Annotated in this window: 2 protein-coding genes; one reads left to right on the top strand and one right to left on the bottom strand. The window is 35.2% G+C overall.

Features of this window, described 5'->3' with window-relative positions; translation table 11 throughout:
- Positions 1-124: 124 nt before the first annotated feature.
- On the bottom strand, positions 125-583 hold the full coding sequence (locus ACH6EH_RS20105) for a hypothetical protein (RefSeq protein WP_397333584.1): 459 nt from the start codon (positions 581-583) through the stop codon (positions 125-127).
- A gap of 247 nt (positions 584-830) precedes the next feature.
- Between ACH6EH_RS20105 and ACH6EH_RS20100 the strand changes: the two genes are divergently transcribed.
- Entirely contained in the window at positions 831-1181 is a 351-nt protein-coding gene (locus tag ACH6EH_RS20100; RefSeq protein ID WP_138225429.1) for a hypothetical protein, read from the top strand.
- Positions 1182-2046: the final 865 nt, after the last annotated feature.

The following is a 2046-nucleotide window of genomic DNA, read 5'->3' as shown; positions in this document are numbered from 1 at the left end:
TACGCTACAGCTTCTGGTGATGAACTTGGAGCGTAGGCTCCGCGTTCTTTATTTCCTCATTTTCACGATGCAGTCTCGTGGACGCCTAGCTCTGAAGGCTGGATAAAGAATCGTTCAGCAAGCCCTAAGTAGATATGTTTAACATGTAGGCATAGCAATTGGCCTTGTCAGTCAATGATGCCCATGCACTAGGATTGTAAGGATGTTCGTATCCACCAGTGACCATTGTTTCCATTAACTGCAACCCTGTAGACTTTTTCGAATCTTCTTTCGCTGCAGTGGAACTTTGACTGTATTGTGTTTCAGAAATTGGGATTTCATTGATTCCTGTAGTTGATTTATTTGTAAAACCTGGAGGTCTATAATTTACAGTTAACTGTACTTCCTCCGGCAAGCTGTTAAACCATTCTAGCCATATTTTTGGATCGGGGTTAAAAGATGCTAAAGGGTCATTCGTTAATTCTAATTGATTGCTTGAAACACTTTGTGTGTTACTTTCGTTTGTATCATTGCTTGCAAGTACAGGTGTTGTAAGCAAAAAGACCATTATTACCATTGTGAAAAAAGACAACAATTTTTTCATTCTGAATCCTCCTAATGATTTATAAAAACCCAGATCCCCTTTTTACCTCCTTAAATTCTATTTTTTGTAATTTTATATACATATATCACTATTATCTCTACAAAATTACCACAATAAATTAATAAATATCCTAATATATATTAAATAATAATATAATTTAAATATTAATTAATATTAGTATTAATTACTAAATTATGGTATGATATACTTCCCCGATTTATATAAAATTCGAAAAAGAGGTGTATTGATGTTTAAAAACTTTAAGTTTTCAATCACATTATTTTTTGTTCTAATTATTTGTTCAGCATGCCAGAATGTGAAAGATGCAGAAACAAATGGAACTATTCCATTAGATGAATGGAGTAGCTTATCGGAAAAGGGCGTGGCATTGAATTGGGATGATTTAAAGAAATATTCTTTTGAGGATATCGGATCAGGCATATATATAAGAAAGTATAAAATTGAAGGAGGCCACCAGTTATTTATTACTGGAAAGAGTCTTAATGATCCCCCTGACAAGATTTATATTGTTAATGAAAACGGCAAAGAGGTATATCTTACACAAGATAACTTAAGCGAATTCTACAAATTAAGGTAAAAACAAAACATAATAATTCAAGCGACAAGAACATGTTCCGGTTAAATTAAATGTATTGTAAAAGTGAACATGATGTACCAGGCGCAATTTCGAGAATTGAGAAGAGAAGAAGAGGAAGGTAGAGAAGATGAAGCCGCGATTGCGGCTTGTTGTCGGGGGACAAGAACTTGGTCCCTTTGAAAGTCGCTATTAGCGGCTTTTTTTGTTTTACCCATACAAGATCTTGTCCCGAGCCATGGACGAGATCTCGTACCGATTGCCGCAAAGGGTCATCTGTTGAAGATGATAATCTCCAAAAAAGACATAACTTTTTTTCTGAAATACGTTGTAATTAATGTAAGAGAGTAAAGGGGGGGCTCAAGGTGGAGATCCTGATGCAGATAAAACTGGAGGTTATCCAATTTTAGAATCTGACCACTCGAACGGTGTGAACAACTGCTTCATAATTGCTGCCATTAGTTTATTGATTGCAGCTTTAGCTACTTTCATCGCTTTTCATGAGAAACCTCCAAAAAAAGTATAGTAAATGGCAAGGTGTAATTATAAATTAGTTTTGGCACGAGAAAGTATAATTACTATCGAGCACAAACAAAAAAGGACACTACGCTAAAGGAATGAATTGTTTGCGTAGTGTCCTATGAAAGAAGCATCATTTACAAAAAAAGCTTAATAAGCCTTTACGAAAACGTCATAGGTAGTATATCGTCCGTTAGAATATACACTAACTGTAGCTTGTCCGAGTCTGTAAAATAGATTGTGTAAACTCCCAAAACTATTAAAATGAAACATAGTAGAAAGGTTGGGAGAACACATGGGACTTTGGGATAAACAACAGCTGCGGGCTTTCATTAAGGAGAATAATCTG

This window comes from Paenibacillus sp. JSM ZJ436, from assembly GCF_044383795.1.
GTDB lineage: Bacteria > Bacillota > Bacilli > Paenibacillales > Paenibacillaceae > Paenibacillus_AQ > Paenibacillus_AQ algicola.
This window is presented reverse-complemented; position numbering and strand designations above follow the sequence as displayed.